Origin of the sequence: Pectobacterium atrosepticum, assembly GCA_019056595.1 — a bacterium.
Classification (GTDB): domain Bacteria; phylum Pseudomonadota; class Gammaproteobacteria; order Enterobacterales; family Enterobacteriaceae; genus Pectobacterium; species Pectobacterium atrosepticum.
In genome coordinates this window covers 2,821,995-2,837,078 of sequence record CP036163.1, presented here as the reverse complement: position 1 = coordinate 2,837,078, position 15,084 = coordinate 2,821,995, and the positions used below count along the sequence as shown (strand labels likewise).

At 49.8% G+C, this 15,084-nt stretch carries 15 protein-coding genes; 14 read left to right on the top strand and 1 reads right to left on the bottom strand.

Going from position 1 to position 15,084, the window contains the following annotated elements; genetic code table 11:
- Window positions 1-30 precede the first annotated feature (30 nt).
- The 7 genes from atpE to atpC all read left to right on the top strand — a co-directional run bounded on the left by atpE (window position 31) and on the right by atpC (window position 5,691).
- Complete coding sequence (gene atpE / locus DCX48_13530) at window positions 31-270, top strand: F0F1 ATP synthase subunit C (GenBank protein QXE15454.1); 240 nt, start codon at window positions 31-33, stop codon at window positions 268-270.
- 63 nt (window positions 271-333) lie between these two features.
- Window positions 334-804: a F0F1 ATP synthase subunit B gene (gene atpF, locus DCX48_13525; GenBank protein QXE15453.1), complete on the top strand. Its 471-nt coding sequence runs from the start codon at window positions 334-336 to the stop codon at window positions 802-804.
- Window positions 805-818: 14 nt separating this feature from the next.
- Window positions 819-1,352 carry a F0F1 ATP synthase subunit delta gene (gene atpH / locus DCX48_13520; protein ID QXE15452.1) on the top strand — a complete coding sequence of 178 codons (534 nt, stop codon included), beginning with the start codon at window positions 819-821 and terminating at the stop codon, window positions 1,350-1,352.
- A gap of 12 nt (window positions 1,353-1,364) precedes the next feature.
- Window positions 1,365-2,906 carry a F0F1 ATP synthase subunit alpha gene (gene atpA / locus DCX48_13515; protein ID QXE15451.1) on the top strand — a complete coding sequence of 514 codons (1,542 nt, stop codon included), beginning with the start codon at window positions 1,365-1,367 and terminating at the stop codon, window positions 2,904-2,906.
- A 52-nt stretch (window positions 2,907-2,958) separates the two neighbouring features.
- Entirely contained in the window at window positions 2,959-3,822 is an 864-nt protein-coding gene (gene atpG / locus DCX48_13510; GenBank protein ID QXE15450.1) for a F0F1 ATP synthase subunit gamma, read from the top strand.
- A gap of 47 nt (window positions 3,823-3,869) precedes the next feature.
- Window positions 3,870-5,252 (top strand): F0F1 ATP synthase subunit beta, encoded by a 1,383-nt coding sequence (gene atpD / locus DCX48_13505; GenBank protein QXE15449.1) that lies wholly within the window; start codon window positions 3,870-3,872, stop codon window positions 5,250-5,252.
- Between the two features lie 19 nt (window positions 5,253-5,271).
- Window positions 5,272-5,691 carry a F0F1 ATP synthase subunit epsilon gene (gene atpC, locus DCX48_13500; protein QXE15448.1) on the top strand — a complete coding sequence of 140 codons (420 nt, stop codon included), beginning with the start codon at window positions 5,272-5,274 and terminating at the stop codon, window positions 5,689-5,691.
- A 356-nt stretch (window positions 5,692-6,047) separates the two neighbouring features.
- On the opposite strand, the gene DCX48_13495 is transcribed toward atpC, so the two are convergent.
- Window positions 6,048-8,282, bottom strand: coding sequence for a right-handed parallel beta-helix repeat-containing protein (locus DCX48_13495; GenBank protein ID QXE15447.1), 2,235 nt, complete (start codon window positions 8,280-8,282; stop codon window positions 6,048-6,050).
- Window positions 8,283-8,607: 325 nt separating this feature from the next.
- Here DCX48_13495 and glmU point away from each other — a divergent pair, with 325 nt between their 5' ends.
- The 7 genes from glmU to DCX48_13460 all read left to right on the top strand — a co-directional run bounded on the left by glmU (window position 8,608) and on the right by DCX48_13460 (window position 15,082).
- Entirely contained in the window at window positions 8,608-9,978 is a 1,371-nt protein-coding gene (glmU, locus tag DCX48_13490) for a bifunctional UDP-N-acetylglucosamine diphosphorylase/glucosamine-1-phosphate N-acetyltransferase GlmU (protein ID QXE15446.1), read from the top strand.
- Window positions 9,979-10,163: 185 nt separating this feature from the next.
- Window positions 10,164-11,996: a glutamine--fructose-6-phosphate transaminase (isomerizing) gene (gene glmS / locus DCX48_13485; GenBank protein ID QXE15445.1), complete on the top strand. Its 1,833-nt coding sequence runs from the start codon at window positions 10,164-10,166 to the stop codon at window positions 11,994-11,996.
- 271 nt (window positions 11,997-12,267) lie between these two features.
- The gene (locus tag DCX48_13480) at window positions 12,268-12,660 is read left to right on the top strand and encodes a hypothetical protein (GenBank protein ID QXE15444.1); all 393 of its coding nucleotides are present in this window, start codon (window positions 12,268-12,270) and stop codon (window positions 12,658-12,660) included.
- 357 nt (window positions 12,661-13,017) lie between these two features.
- A complete protein-coding gene (locus tag DCX48_13475; protein QXE15443.1) occupies window positions 13,018-13,746 on the top strand; it encodes a beta-ketoacyl synthase in 729 nt (242 codons plus the stop codon).
- Window positions 13,739-14,527 carry a 1-acyl-sn-glycerol-3-phosphate acyltransferase gene (locus DCX48_13470; protein ID QXE15442.1) on the top strand — a complete coding sequence of 263 codons (789 nt, stop codon included), beginning with the start codon at window positions 13,739-13,741 and terminating at the stop codon, window positions 14,525-14,527. The genes DCX48_13475 and DCX48_13470 overlap by 8 nt, the downstream gene beginning before the upstream one ends.
- A gap of 19 nt (window positions 14,528-14,546) precedes the next feature.
- Window positions 14,547-14,813: an acyl carrier protein gene (locus DCX48_13465; protein ID QXE15441.1), complete on the top strand. Its 267-nt coding sequence runs from the start codon at window positions 14,547-14,549 to the stop codon at window positions 14,811-14,813.
- Window positions 14,814-14,833: 20 nt separating this feature from the next.
- Complete coding sequence (locus DCX48_13460; GenBank protein QXE17241.1) at window positions 14,834-15,082, top strand: acyl carrier protein; 249 nt, start codon at window positions 14,834-14,836, stop codon at window positions 15,080-15,082.
- Window positions 15,083-15,084: the final 2 nt, after the last annotated feature.

Below are 15,084 nucleotides of genomic sequence, written 5' to 3'. Positions count from 1 at the left end.
GTTTTTAACTGAAACAAACTGGAGACTGTCATGGAAAACCTGAGTGTGGATCTGCTGTACATGGCTGCCGCGTTAATGATGGGTTTGGCGGCTATCGGTGCTGCGATCGGTATCGGCATTCTGGGTGGTAAATTCTTGGAAGGTGCTGCTCGTCAGCCTGACCTGATTCCTTTACTGCGTACACAGTTCTTTATCGTCATGGGTCTGGTTGACGCCATCCCGATGATCGCTGTTGGTCTGGGGCTGTATGTGATGTTTGCGGTGGCCTAAGCAGAATGTTTTCTGCTGAGGTTAAAACATCAACTTATTTAACTTTGAAAGAGGCATTGTGCTGTGAATATTAATGCAACAATCCTCGGCCAGGCCATTGCGTTCGTCCTGTTTGTCTGGTTCTGCATGAAGTATGTATGGCCGCCGATGATGGCAGCCATCGAGAAACGTCAGAAAGAAATTGCTGACGGTCTGGCTTCTGCTGAACGGGCCAAAAAAGATTTGAACTTGGCTCAGGCCAATGCGACAGATCAACTGAAGAAAGCTAAAGCGGATGCTCAGGTTATCATCGAGCAGGCGAACAAACGCCGTGCTCAGATCCTGGATGAGGCGAAAGCCGAAGCAGAAGCTGAACGTAACAAGATTGTGGCACAGGCTCAGGCTGAAATCGAAGCCGAACGTAAACGTGCTCGTGAAGAGCTGCGTAAGCAAGTTGCCGTATTGGCGATTGCCGGTGCCGAAAAAATTATTGAACGTTCCGTGGATGAAGCTGCTAACAGCGACATCGTTGATAAACTGGTCGCTGAACTGTAAGGAGGGAGGGGCTGATGTCTGAATTTGTCACGGTAGCTCGCCCCTACGCCAAAGCAGCTTTTGACTTTGCGGTTGAGAATCAGGCCTTGGATCGCTGGCAGAGCATGCTGGCGTTTTCGGCCGAAGTGGCGCGCAATGAGCAGATTGCCGAGTTACTTTCTGGTGCGATTGCACCGATTGAGCTGGCAAAAACGTTTATTGCCGTTTGTGGTGATCAACTTGATGAAGCCGGTCAGAACCTGATTAGGGTGATGGCCGAAAACGGACGTTTACTGGTGCTTCCTGAAGTACTGGAACAATTTATTCAACTGCGGGCAGCACTAGAATCGACGGTTGACGTCGATGTGATTTCTGCCAGCACGTTGAATGAGCAGCAGCTATCAAAAATCGCTGCCGCTATGGAAAAACGTCTGTCACGCAAAGTGAAGCTGAATTGCAAAATTGATAAGTCTGTCATGGCCGGCGTGGTTATTCGCGCGGGCGATATGGTGATAGATGGCAGCATTCGCAGTCGTCTGGAACGTTTGGCAGACGTCTTGCAGTCTTAAGGGGACTGGAGCATGCAACTGAATTCCACCGAAATCAGCGAACTGATCAAGCAGCGCATTGCTCAGTTCAATGTGGTGAGCGAAGCTCACAATGAAGGTACTATTGTTTCCGTCAGTGACGGAATCATCCGCGTCCACGGTCTGGCTGACGTGATGCAGGGGGAGATGATCTCTCTGCCGGGTAACCGTTATGCGATCGCACTGAACCTGGAGCGAGACTCCGTTGGTGCGGTAGTCATGGGGCCGTATGCGGATCTGGCTGAAGGCATGAAAGTAAAATGCACCGGCCGTATTCTTGAAGTTCCGGTTGGCCGAGGCCTGCTGGGTCGCGTGGTCAACACGCTGGGCGCACCGATTGACGGTAAAGGTGCACTGGATCACGATGGTTTCTCTGCGGTTGAAGCGATTGCGCCTGGCGTTATCGAACGTCAGTCCGTTGATGAGCCGGTACAAACGGGCTATAAGTCCGTTGATGCCATGATTCCAATCGGCCGTGGTCAGCGTGAGCTGATTATCGGTGACCGTCAGACGGGTAAAACCGCGCTGGCCATCGATGCCATCATCAACCAGCGTGATTCCGGTATCAAATGTGTGTACGTTGCTATCGGCCAGAAAGCCTCCACGATTTCTAACGTGGTGCGTAAACTGGAAGAGCATGGCGCACTGGAAAACACCATTGTCGTCGTCGCTACTGCGTCTGAATCTGCCGCTCTGCAATATCTGGCACCGTATGCCGGTTGTGCGATGGGTGAGTATTTCCGTGACCGTGGTGAAGATGCGCTGATTATTTATGATGACCTGTCCAAACAGGCCGTTGCTTATCGTCAGATTTCTCTGCTGCTTCGTCGTCCGCCAGGTCGTGAAGCCTATCCTGGTGACGTTTTCTATCTCCACTCCCGTTTGTTGGAACGTGCATCGCGTGTTAACGCGGATTACGTTGAAGCATTCACCAAGGGTGAAGTGAAGGGGAAAACCGGTTCGTTGACGGCACTGCCGATCATCGAAACGCAAGCAGGTGACGTTTCTGCGTTCGTTCCGACCAACGTAATTTCGATTACTGATGGTCAGATCTTCCTGGAATCCAACTTGTTTAACGCCGGTATTCGTCCTGCAGTTAACCCAGGGATCTCCGTATCCCGTGTGGGTGGTGCAGCACAGACCAAGATCATGAAGAAACTGTCCGGTGGTATTCGTACCGCTCTGGCGCAGTATCGTGAGTTGGCGGCATTTTCTCAGTTCGCTTCCGATCTTGATGATGCAACACGCAAGCAGTTGAGCCACGGTCAGAAAGTGACCGAGCTGTTGAAACAGAAACAGTATGCGCCGATGTCTGTCGCACAGCAGTCTCTGGTTCTGTTTGCGGCGGAACGTGGTTATCTGGAAGATGTTGACCTGTCAAAAGTCGGTAGCTTTGAAGCGGCTCTGCTGGCTTACGCTGACCGTGAGCATGGCGAACTTCTGCAACAAATCGACCAGACTGGCGCTTATAACGATGAGATCGAGGGCAAGTTTAAAGGCATCCTCGATACTTTTAAGGCAACCCAGTCCTGGTAACGCCCGGTGGCCTGCTGTAAAGCAGGCCGCAAGGCTTTGAGGAGAAGCAAAGATGGCCGGCGCAAAAGAGATACGTAGTAAGATCGCAAGCGTCCAAAATACGCAGAAGATCACCAAAGCAATGGAAATGGTCGCCGCTTCTAAAATGCGTAAATCGCAGGAGCGTATGGCGGCCAGCCGTCCTTATGCGGAAACCATACGCAATGTGATTGGTCACCTTGCGTTAGGGAATCTGGAATATAAACACCCGTACCTGGAAGAACGTGGCGTTAAGCGCGTTGGGTATTTGGTGGTGTCTACTGACCGTGGCTTGTGTGGTGGTTTGAACATTAACCTGTTCAAAAAACTGCTGGCTGATATGAAATCCTGGAGCGACAAAGGCGTTGAAACTGATTTAGCGCTGATTGGTTCCAAAGCGGCTTCTTTCTTCGGTTCGGTAGGCGGAAACATTGTTGCTCAGGTTACCGGTATGGGGGATAACCCTTCCGTATCAGAATTGATCGGCCCGGTTAAAGTTATGCTGCAAGCCTATGACGAAGGTCGTCTGGACAAGCTGTATATCGTAAGCAACAAGTTTATCAATACCATGTCTCAGGAACCGCTTATTGTTCAAGTGTTACCGTTACCGCCTTCAGATGACAGTGAGTTGAAGAAGAAAGCCTGGGATTACCTGTATGAACCCGATCCTAAGTCGCTGCTGGATACCCTGCTGCGCCGTTATGTAGAATCTCAGGTTTATCAGGGCGTCGTAGAAAATCTGGCTAGTGAGCAGGCCGCGCGAATGGTTGCGATGAAAGCCGCGACTGATAACGGCGGTAGCCTGATCAAAGAGCTTCAGTTGGTATACAACAAGGCGCGTCAGGCCAGCATTACTCAGGAACTCACCGAAATCGTCGGGGGAGCCTCCGCGGTTTAAAGCAGGTTTACGAATTACGTATTGTCGAATTACGTAGAGGATTCAAGATGGCTACTGGAAAGATTATCCAGGTAATCGGCGCCGTGGTGGACGTCGAGTTCCCGCAAGATGCCGTACCGAAAGTGTACGATGCGCTTGAGGTAGAGAACGGCGCTGAGAAACTGGTGCTGGAAGTGCAGCAGCAGTTGGGCGGCGGCATTGTTCGTTGTATCGCAATGGGTTCTTCTGACGGTCTGCGTCGCGGGTTGAACGTGAATAACCTAGGCCACCCGATCGAAGTACCGGTAGGCAAAGCAACGCTGGGTCGTATCATGAACGTGTTGGGTGATCCCATCGACATGAAAGGCGACATCGGCGAAGAAGAGCGTTGGGCTATTCACCGTTCAGCTCCGAGCTATGAAGAGCTGTCAAACTCACAGGAACTGCTGGAAACCGGCATCAAGGTTATCGACCTGATGTGTCCGTTTGCCAAGGGCGGTAAAGTGGGTCTGTTCGGTGGTGCGGGCGTAGGTAAAACCGTAAACATGATGGAGCTGATCCGTAACATCGCGATCGAGCACTCCGGTTACTCTGTGTTTGCAGGCGTTGGTGAGCGTACCCGTGAAGGTAACGACTTCTACCACGAAATGACCGATTCCAACGTAATCGATAAAGTATCACTGGTTTATGGCCAGATGAATGAGCCACCAGGTAACCGTCTGCGCGTAGCATTGACCGGTCTGACCATGGCGGAAAAATTCCGTGATGAAGGCCGTGACGTACTGCTGTTCGTCGATAACATTTACCGTTATACCCTGGCCGGTACGGAAGTATCCGCACTGCTGGGCCGTATGCCTTCTGCGGTAGGTTATCAGCCGACGCTGGCGGAAGAGATGGGCGTTCTGCAAGAACGTATCACCTCAACCAAAACCGGTTCTATCACCTCTGTTCAGGCCGTTTACGTTCCTGCGGATGACTTGACTGACCCGTCACCAGCCACCACCTTTGCTCACTTGGATGCAACCGTGGTACTGAGCCGTCAGATCGCTTCTCTGGGTATCTACCCGGCCGTTGACCCGCTGGATTCCACCAGCCGTCAGTTGGATCCGCTGGTTGTTGGTCAGGAACACTATGATGTTGCCCGTGGCGTGCAGTCTATTCTGCAACGCTATCAGGAACTGAAAGACATCATCGCGATCTTGGGTATGGACGAGCTGTCTGAAGAAGACAAGCTGGTGGTATCCCGTGCGCGTAAGATTCAGCGCTTCCTGTCACAGCCGTTCTTCGTTGCAGAAGTATTTACCGGTTCTCCGGGCAAATACGTTTCCCTGAAAGACACCATCCGTGGCTTTAAAGGGATTATGGAAGGCGAATACGACCACCTGCCAGAGCAGGCGTTCTACATGGTTGGTTCCATCGACGAAGTCGTGGAAAAAGCCAAGAAACTGTAACGCCTTGTAGGAGGGTGACATGGCTATGACTTACCATCTGGATGTCGTGAGTGCGGAACAGCAAATGTTCTCCGGTCTGGTGCAGAAGATCCAGGTAACGGGGAGCGAAGGCGAACTGGGTATTTATCCGGGACATGCCCCTCTGCTCACTGCCATTAAACCGGGTATGATTCGTATCGTTAAGCAGCACGGTGAAGAAGAGTATATCTACCTTTCTGGTGGCGTCCTTGAGGTGCAGCCGAATATGGTTACCGTACTGTCCGATACCGCTATTCGTGGACAGGATTTGGATGAAGCCCGTGCGTTGGAAGCGAAACGCAAAGCCGAAGACCATATCCGTAATTCGCATGGCGATGTGGATTATGCTCAGGCTTCCGCAGAGCTGACAAAAGCGATTGCGAAGCTGCGTGTTATTGAGCTGACCAGAAAAGCGATGTAACAGATAAGCTTGAAATAATTGAAGGCCAGTCAGTTCACACTGACTGGCCTTTTTGCATTTAAGGTGATGTTATTCTGCGTCGAAACGATGCTAAACAATCTACGAATCTTAGGTCGCTAGCAAAGGGAGCCGAGCGGGGTAATGGATAGATCGTAAAGACGCTGTGAATACCTCCCTGTACGCTCGAGCCGCGCAATATGAATCTCATCCCTGAGATTCACCCTTTCAGGGTCGTCGCAAGCGACGTTCAAAAACGTTCCTGACGTTTTTGTCCATGGCGCGGACGCTTTACTCTTCTATTCCATTATCCCCGTTTTCGTTCTACAAACCCGTTTTTTCAATAGCCTGAAAATATCTTATTTCTTCCTCAGGAAGTCGCCAAGTACCAGATTGCCTTTGGCATCTCGCGTAAACGTCTCTGGGACGGTAACGGATATGAAGTTGTTTACTGTGATTTCTTTACCCTGCGCGTTAACAGAACGGTCGCCTTTGATGAAATAGTTGGTGTTATCGATGCTGCCGATAACCGCATCATCATATTTACCCGCTTTGGTTTTCAGCGAAACGTTGTTCTTGAAGACGCCTTGTTTTTCCGGGCCAGAGTAAGGGCTTGGACGGAAAATGAAGTTAAAGCGTTCGTTATCTAACGCAATGTTGTCTTCAACGATCAATGCACCTGGGTTGAAGTTGTCAGTGAAACCATCAAGCTTGTTACCCACAGCAATGCTGTTTTTGACCTGATGGGCCACTGGCTGGCCTTCGCCACCCATTTTGAAGCCGTTGCTGGTGTTGTTCATGGCAATTGAATTCTCGATCACCACAACGCCGTTTGCGCCGTCTTCAATTTTGTTAAACAGGTCGAAGCCGTCATCGATGTTGTTGTGCGAGAACGCACCGCGAATCACGTTGCCTTCACCCACACGCATTTTCACTGCGAAACCGTCGGCGTTAATTTTTCCAGCGTCCTGATTGCTGTGAGATTCTGAGTTCAGAATCAGGTTATGGCTGGCCCACAGTGGTCTGCCTACATCGGCCGTCGAGGTTACCTGAATACCTGTATCGTCAGCATGGTGCGCCAGCACGCGTTCGATGGTGTTGTAGCTCCCCTCGATACGGAATGGTTTCTCTGTGATTTCAATACCTTTTACATGCCAATGGCTCGCTTTCAGTTGCAGGCCATGAATGACGGCTTTATTGCCGACAGCAAACAGGTTCTTGACGGTTTTTTGCTGACCGCTAGCGCTAACGGGGATTTCTGCCGCGCTGTAATCACCATCGTTGAGCCAAATTGTTCCACCAGCTGGCAGAGCGGCGACGGCGCTAGCTAAATCGAGCGGTGCATTTTTACTGCCGTCGTTGCTGGCTGAACCTTGTGGCGAAACATACAGATTTTTGGCGTCTGCATAAGCCACTTTTTCAACCTTGAACGTGCTTTCTTTTACTGCTTTATCATCCCCTTCCGCAGGTTGGTAAGCGAGTTTGAATTCAGCACTGTTACCGGCAATTTTTGCTGGCAGAGAGAAGGTTTCCCCCGCTTTTACCTGCTTGGCATCACCCAGAGATTTACCCTCTTGTGAAACCGCGATCGTGCCGTTGTAGTTAGCTTTAGCCTGTACGAGATAATGTTCGCTGGTGGTTTTAGGCGATGACATCACCTGGATCAAAGGATCGTAATCCTTGGCTTTAAATTCCGGTGAGGCTTTGGTTTGCGCCGGTGTCGTCGTCAACTGTGCATTGCTGACGGTGATTTTGGCGTTACGGGAGGAAAAGAAACCAACATAATAGTGATCTTTATCCAACTTGGTGACGACGTCTGCACCTTTGATTTCTTTTGATACCCAGTTATCCGTACCTTTCGGTGCATAAGAGGTAATGAAGCCGTCGTTGGTGCGTTCCAATTTCAGACGGAACGTAGGCGTTTGCTCCAGATTGACGTTTTCCTGATAGCTGGTTTTGGTAATTTTCGCGCCCGCGTTGCCCCACGGTTGTGTGACGCCGTTACGCAAAATCGCCTGTAGTTTGATTTCGGTATGAGACTTTTTATCCTGCGTCATGATGGCATTCATCACCATGTTGGATGCCGCAGGGAATTCTTCATATCCTTCTTTCAGCGGTTCCTGACGCGGTATGCCAATAATATCGCGCACCAGAATCCCCGCCCCTTCCTGAGCCGCAGGTTTGGCGCCATTTTCCGGTCCAAACTGTTCCACGGTAATATCAGATTGAAGCGTAAAATTCACATTGGCAGGCAACTGTGTATAGAAGAACGTCAGCCCGTCATGGGTGTTGGCAATTTTTCCGCCACGACTCTCAATCGTGATTGGTGCGGACAAATCAGCGTTATCCCCCGGGGTTAGTTTCTTGCCGTTAATGGTGACGTCGTTTACGCCAATTTTTTCTGGCAGGACATTGGATGAAAAGTTTACGTCTGTTGACTGACCAAAAGCGATACCGTGCCAGACGGGTGTTGATTCTGTCGCGGCGTGTGCACTGAAGCTGAAAAGTAATGCATTCGTCAACGCGACGGCTGCGAGGCGTGAAGAACGGTGTTTCTGTAAAGAATCACATTTTTGTGAAGAACAACGTTTCATTGTATCTCCTTCGTTATTGAATTATTTTCCCGCGTATATTGCTATAAATGAAACGCTGTTTCTTTTGCGTATGTCACAAATGGAAATACTTAAAAATAAAGTCTGTTTTTTATGAAACACCGTGTCATTTCTGTTGTTGGCGATGGTATAGCGCTCACCTCCTCTTCTCATGATTATTCGTGGTTTTGTGCGAGATTTTCAGAAAAAACTCACCAAAAAGTATCCGCGTTATGCATGAGTTTCGGTAAACTCTGGTCATTCATGCCGTAACAGGCTACCCATTTTTATTCTTGCGGGGTTGTGGCTCCGTACAGTCAGGATGCTTATGTTAAATAGTGCTATGAGTGTGGTGATCCTCGCGGCGGGTAAAGGAACCCGTATGTATTCCGACCTCCCCAAGGTATTACATAAACTGGCGGGTAAACCGATGGTTCAGCACGTCATTGATGCGGCAATGACGACAGGCGCGCAGCATGTTCATTTGGTATACGGCCACGGCGGCGATTTGCTAAAGCATGAACTGACCGATCCGGCGTTGAATTGGGTGCTTCAGGCGGAGCAGTTGGGAACTGGGCATGCGATGCAGCAAGCCGCACCTCATTTTGCTGATGATGAAGATATCTTGATGTTGTATGGCGATGTACCGCTGATTTCGTCGCAGACGCTAGTACATTTACGTGAGGCTAAGCCGCAGGGCGGTATCGGCCTGTTGACGGTGAAGCTGGACGATCCAGCAGGCTATGGACGAATTGTCCGTGAGAAGGGTGCCGTAGTCGGGATCGTTGAACACAAAGATGCCAGCGAAGCACAGCGCCAGATTAACGAGATCAATACTGGCATTTTGATTGCCAACGGTAAGGATTTAAAGCGCTGGTTAAGCCAGTTGAACAACAACAACGCACAGGGTGAGTTTTACATCACCGATATTATTGCGATGGCGTCGGCAGAAGGTCAGCGTGTTGAAGCGGTCCATCCCGAACGACTGAGCGAAGTTGAGGGCGTCAATAATCGCCTGCAACTGTCGGCGCTTGAGCGAATTTATCAGCGTGAACAGGCGGATAAGCTGCTGCTGGCTGGCGTGATGCTGCTTGACCCGGCACGATTTGATCTACGTGGCGAGCTAACTCATGGTCGCGATGTAGTGATGGATGTCAATGTGGTCGTAGAAGGGAATGTTAAGCTAGGTAACCGGGTGAAAATCGGGGCTGGCTGCGTGATCAAAAACTGCATTATTGGCGATGACAGTGAGATCAGTCCTTATTCTGTGCTGGAAGATTCTGTATTGGAAGCACAGTGTACCATTGGGCCATTTGCCCGTTTGCGACCAGGCTCGGAACTGGCTGAAGGTGCGCATGTTGGTAACTTTGTCGAACTGAAAAAGGCCCGTCTGGGTAAAGGATCAAAAGCGGGTCACCTTAGCTATTTGGGTGATGCGGATATTGGTTCCGGTGTTAATATTGGCGCGGGAACGATCACCTGTAACTATGACGGCGCGAATAAACACAAAACGGTTATTGGTGACGATGTGTTTGTCGGTTCGGATACGCAACTTGTCGCACCCGTTAACGTTGCCAGCGGCGCGACTATCGGCGCAGGCACGACGGTCACGCGCGATGTGGCAGAGAACGAACTGGTGATCAGCCGTGTGAAACAACGGCACATTTCCGGCTGGCAGCGTCCGGTGAAGAAGAAATAGCATTCTATGCCTCCGCATACGGCGGAGGCGGTTTTGTCCTGCGCTTTGGTCGATCCCAGAGTACAGAACAAAACATAATAATCCCCAACTCTCTACAAGGCTCGGGGAACCCGGAAAAACCGGAACAATCAGGTCTAAGACATCCCAGGTGACACAATATGTCACTTTTATAGGAATACACATCGATGTGTGGAATTGTAGGCGCAGTTGCGCAACGTGATGTTGCTGAGATTTTGTTGGAAGGTTTACGCCGTCTTGAGTATCGCGGCTATGACTCTGCGGGTCTGGCAGTTGTTGACAGCGAAGGACATGTCGCTCGTTTGCGTCGTCTGGGGAAAGTGCAGGTGCTGTCTCAGGCAGCCGAAGAGCATGAACTGCATGGCGGTACTGGCATCGCCCATACCCGTTGGGCAACGCACGGGGAACCTTCTGAAGAGAACGCACACCCGCATATTTCTGAACATATTACTATCGTCCATAACGGCATTATCGAAAACCACGAGCCGTTGCGCGAACTGATGATCGGTCGCGGTTATCGTTTTGTTTCTGAAACCGATACGGAAGTGGTTGCCCATTTGGTTCATTTTGAACAAAAGCAGAATGGCGGAACGCTGGTAGAAGTCGTTAAGCGCGTGATTCCACAGCTGCGCGGTGCGTATGGCATGGTGGTATTGGATAACCGCGATTCAAGCGTATTGGTCGCTGCGCGTTCTGGTAGCCCGCTGGTGATTGGTCGTGGTGTTGGTGAAAACTTCATTGCCTCCGATCAGCTGGCGTTACTGCCTGTGACTCGTCGCTTCATGTTCCTCGAAGAAGGCGACGTAGCGGAAATCACCCGCCGTGACGTGCGCGTGTTTGATAAATCTGGTCAGCTTGCCACACGCGAAGAAATTGAATCAAAGGTGAGTTACGATGCGGGCGACAAAGGTGCGTATCGTCACTACATGCAGAAAGAGATCTACGAACAGCCGATGGCGATCAAGAACACCCTTGAAGGGCGTTTCAGCCACGGCGAGATCAATCTTTCTGAATTAGGCCCGAAAGCGGATGAACTGCTGGCGAAGGTCGAGCACGTTCAGATTATCGCCTGCGGTACGTCTTACAATTCCGGTATGGTTTCCCGCTATTGGTTTGAAGCACTGGCCGGTATCCCGTGCGACGTGGAGATCGCTTCTGAATTCCGCTATCGCAAACCTGCCGTGCGTAAGAACAGCCTGATGATTACCCTGTCTCAGTCCGGTGAAACGGCGGATACGCTGGCGGCGCTGCGTTTGTCCAAAGAACTGGGCTATCTGGGTTCACTGGCTATCTGTAACGTTGCGGGCTCCTCGCTGGTGCGTGAATCCGATATGGCGCTGATGACCAAAGCAGGCGTAGAGATTGGCGTGGCCTCGACCAAAGCCTTTACCACTCAGCTTACCGTTTTGCTGATGCTGGTGGCGCGTGTTGGTCGTCTGCGTGGTATGGATGCGCAGATTGAGCATGACATCGTTCATGGCTTGCAGGCGCTGCCAGCACGTATTGAGCAGATGTTGTCTCAGGACAAGCTCATCGAATCTCTGGCGGAAGGTTTTTCTGACAAGCACCATGCGCTGTTCCTCGGCCGTGGCGATCAGTACCCGATCGCGATGGAAGGCGCGCTGAAGCTGAAAGAGATCTCTTATATTCACGCTGAAGCTTATGCGGCGGGCGAGCTGAAACACGGCCCGCTTGCGCTGATTGATGCAGACATGCCGGTTGTCGTAGTGGCACCGAACAACGAACTGTTGGAGAAGCTTAAATCCAACATCGAAGAAGTTCGGGCGCGCGGTGGTGAGTTGTATGTCTTCGCTGATGAAGATGCCGGTTTCACCAGCAGTGAAAATATGAAGATTATTCCGCTGCCGCATATCGAAGAAGTGATTGCGCCAATCTTCTATACGGTGCCGTTGCAGCTGCTGTCTTATCACGTTGCACTGATTAAAGGCACGGATGTTGACCAACCGCGTAATCTGGCGAAATCCGTTACCGTAGAGTAATTCTCCGGTATTTTATTCGTGATGATTATCCGCCTTATGTCGATAAACATAAGGCGGATTTTTTATGTGTTTGATTTGTTTATTTTTTAACTTGATGTGTTTTCTTCGAAAAAACGTATTTTGTGTAATAAGTCACAATTCCTTGGTTTATGGTTTTTTTGTCAAGTTATATCTATTTTGTGTAAAATAGTTTTAATGGTGCATTAGTTTTACATCTTGCATCAGAAACGAATTCTTTTTAGCAGTGATGTTTTTGTTTGATAGGGATTTTATGAAAAAACAGATTATTTTCGCCGCTTTAGTCTCTGTTCTTATGCTGATGACTGGTTGTGCTGAGCGTACGGTTCCGGTAGCGAATGTGACACAGTCCATCGCTGGGCAACACACAACCGAACAGGTAAAAAATGCCATTATTAAAGCAGGGCAAAAAAGTCAGTGGGCCATGTCTCAGGCCTATGTGGGGGTGATTGATGGTCGTTTAGTTCAGCGCAGCCATGTGGCAAATGTCCGCATTACCTATTCGCAAACCAGTTATTCCATCAGTTATGTTGGGAGTGAGAATTTGTTGGCGGGAGGTGGGAAGATTCACCGAAATTATAATAATTGGATAAAAACACTGGATCATGAAATTCAATTAACACTCGCGGGCCAGCAGATTAAATAATTTATTAGGCCCGATTACCCCTAGGTAATTCGGTCATTTTTATCTTTGTTCGTTTTAAGGGAAAACACCGTGTGCTCATCTCTAAAAAGCAATAATGAATGCTCGAAATATCCATTATCGCTTTGATATCACAGCGCTATACTCCAAATAATTCGAGTTTCAGGACAAAACGCTAGCGTTTTGAACAACGCAAAGCGTTGGCCCGTAAGGGCGAGGCTCATTGATGAGTCTCGTAAGGCGGCAAGAGAGGGTGTCCCGATGAGCTTACTCAGGTAAGTAATTCGGGTGACTGAACGCAGCCAACGCACATGCAACTTGAAGTATTACGAGTATATACGGCACCGGGAAAAAGGCAGTATGAGATTAGCATTTTCAATCCTTGATTGGCAGGCCAGCGCGCCGGGCCTCAGCAGCGCGGACGACTGGTTAACTTGGTCGCGGGTTCCTGCGGCTATCAATGCCGAGCAACCTTTGGATAAATGTCGACATTTACCCATGATGATGGCTCGTCGCCTCAATCAAGGGAGCCGTTTGGCTGTCGATAGTGGGTTAGCGTTACTGCATCGTCAATCGGTTGATGCCATTGTCTTCACCTCTCGCCACGGCGAACTGGAACGCAACCTGAGTATCTTGAAAGCGCTTTCAGAAAATAAGAATGTTTCTCCTACTGATTTTGCGATGTCAGTACACAATGCGGCAGTAGGAAGCCTGACTATTACGGCGAAAGCGCCGCTGGTTTCCACATCGATTGCCGCAGGGATGGACTCTTTCCAGCAAGGCCTTATCGAAGCGAAGGCATTACAGGCTGCGGGATACAGCAATATTCTCTTGGTTGATTTTGATGGTGCGATCCCTGATTTCTACCACCCACACGTCCCGGCAGACATGCCTCGTTATCCTTACGCCGTCGCCCTATTGCTAGGGGATGGCGATGACATGGTTTGTGAGTCTCGACCGCTGGTGGCCTCTCACCGCGGTGATTCACCACAAAGTCTGTTGTTTTTGCATGCTTTTCTTGCCAGAAAGTCGAATTTTTCCTTATCAGGCGAACGCCTTGACTGGATATGGGAGAGAGGTGATGTCTGAGTCATCGCTGGCTCTTCGTCCTTCTACTCGTCTGAATCGTTTATGGCGATTGACGATGACTGGCGCATGTTTTGCTATGTTTGGCGTTGGCGGTTTACTGCTTTCTCTGGTGTGGTTCAATCTGTTGCTGATTCAGCGGGATACCACTCGCCGCCGTCAGTTGGCTCGTCGCAGCATTTCCGCCAGCTTCCGATTTTTTTTATGCAGTGCCCGCAGACTCGGGGTGCTGGATTACCGTATTGATGGTATCGAAACCTTACAGCGCGATCGCGGCTGTTTGATTGTTGCCAATCACCCGACGCTAATTGACTATGTTTTGCTGGCATCCGTCATGCCAGATGCCGACTGTCTGGTTAAGGCTGATTTACAAAAAAACCTGTTTTTCCGGGGCGTTATTCGTGCTGCGGATTATCTGCTCAACAGCCAGTCTGATGCACTATTACCGGACTGTCAGCAACGGATCGATAACGGTGATGCGATCATTATCTTCCCCGAAGGCACACGCACGCGTTATGGAGAACCTCTTGTTCTGCAACGCGGTGCTGCAAATATTGCCGTGCGTTGCGGCTGTGATTTACGGGTCGTGCATATTCGCTGTAGCCAAAAAACATTGGGAAAACAAAGTCGTTGGTATCACATTCCGCCTGAAAAACCGTATTTTACGGTGAGCGTGCGCGAACGTATCAGCCGCGACATTTTTATGGCGCCTGGAGAGGCGCGATCCTTGGCGGCTCGCCGTTTGAATCGCCTTTTGCAGCAATCTTTAACACCAGAAAGCTGAACACCATTTGGAAATGCATATGGAATGTCTATTTATTGAAATCAAAGAGATGATTATTGATTCTCTTAATCTTGAAGATATCAGTGTTGATGAAATAGAAACGGACGCTCCGCTTTTTGGCGAGGGTCTTGGTCTGGATTCTATCGATGCACTTGAACTGGGATTAGCGGTTAAAAACCGTTACGGCGTCGTACTTTCTGCTGAAAGTGAAGAGGTGCGCCAACACTTCTTTTCTGTTGCCACCCTTGCTACTTTTATTAACACTCAGCGCGCTGTGAGTGCCTGATAGTAAAGAATGAGTTGATGATGGATAAAAACGAAATTTATCAGGAAATTACAGGCTTACTGGTCAAGTTATTTGAACTGGATGCTGATGATATCAAACCTGAATCCCGCCTCTATGAAGATCTTGAGTTAGATAGCATTGATGCGGTGGATATGGTGGTTCACCTGCAAAAACGCATCGGGCGTAAAATATCGCCAGAAATTTTTAAATCCGTGCGTACCGTGCAGGATGTGGCGGATGCAGTAGAAAATCTGCTCCGTGAAGGCTGATG